Origin of the sequence: Mycolicibacterium pyrenivorans, assembly GCF_025821625.1 — a bacterium.
Taxonomy (GTDB): Bacteria; Actinomycetota; Actinomycetes; order Mycobacteriales; family Mycobacteriaceae; genus Mycobacterium; species Mycobacterium pyrenivorans.
Genome location: NZ_JACKSH010000242.1, coordinates 1 through 1037, shown reverse-complemented (window position 1 = coordinate 1037; position 1037 = coordinate 1). Strand labels below are relative to the sequence as shown.

General features: G+C 64.0%; 2 protein-coding genes and 1 pseudogene. All 3 read left to right on the top strand.

The features are described 5' to 3' along the window. Positions 1 to 148: pseudogene (locus H7I57_RS26475) on the top strand (HNH endonuclease); the annotation flags it as partial. A 52-nt stretch (positions 149 to 200) separates the two neighbouring features. Then, positions 201 to 584: a PPOX class F420-dependent oxidoreductase gene (locus H7I57_RS26470; RefSeq protein WP_264027245.1), complete on the top strand. Its 384-nt coding sequence runs from the start codon at positions 201 to 203 to the stop codon at positions 582 to 584. Positions 585 to 586: 2 nt separating this feature from the next. After that, positions 587 to 952, top strand: a complete 366-nt coding sequence (locus tag H7I57_RS26465) for a PPOX class F420-dependent oxidoreductase (RefSeq protein ID WP_264027243.1) — start codon at positions 587 to 589, stop codon at positions 950 to 952. Positions 953 to 1037 lie beyond the last annotated feature (85 nt).

Sequence of the window (1037 nt, the reverse complement as noted above, 5' to 3'; positions counted from 1 at the left end):
CGGCGCACATACCGCCGAATACCGCACCCCCACCGGAGCGGTCTACCACTCCACCGCCCCACCACTACCCGGACCACCAATCCGACGACGAGTCAGCCTGATCGAAGGCCGACTCAGCATCGACCTCGTCACCTTCGACGCCGCCTGAAAGCAGGCGTCGAGCAGGTCGGCGGCTCGGCCGTGGCGGCTACATTGGCCACATGACCGCCTCCTTCACCGACATCGCCGGATCCGAGTACATCCTGCTGACCACGTTCACCAAGGACGGGCGGCCCAAGCCGACGGCGATCTGGGCAGTCGTCGACGGTGATCGCCTGATCGCGATCACCCAAGAGCAGTCCTGGAAGGTCAAGCGAATCCGCAACACCCCGCGGGTGACCATCGCCGAGTGCGATCGCAGCGGCAAGCCCAAGGGCGAGGCGGTCGAGGCGACCGCCACCATCCTGGACAAGTCGGCCAACGGCGCCACCTACGACGCCCTCGGCAAGCGGTATGGCCTGCTGGGCAAGACGTTCAACTTCTTCTCCAAGCTGCGCGGCGGCATGGAGAAGAACGTCACGATCGAACTGAGGGCGGTGAACTGATCGTGGCGCCCACCTTCAAAGACGTCTACGGCGAGAAGTATCTGCTGCTGACCACGTTCACCAAGGACGGGCGGCCCAAGCCCACGCCCGTGTGGGGCGTGCCTGATGGGGACAAGCTCCTGATAAGCACCGACGACGGTTCCTGGAAGACCAAGCGCATCAACAACACTCCGCGGGTGACGATCCAGAAGTGCGGCGTGCTGGGCAAGCCCAAGGGCGAACCCGTCGAGGCGGTGGCCCGCAACCTGCCGAAATCCGAGACCCGGCGGGTGTTCGACATGGTGACCAGGCGCTACTGGTGGCACGCGTGGTGGTGGGTCCCGCAGGCCCGGCTACGCGGTGGAGTCGACAAGGGGTCTGTAAGTTAAACGGTGTAACTCCTGAGGAAATAGGAGATCACTGTGACTGATGTGATGATTGATGAGACGGTCGACGAGAGCCAGGGTTCCCAGG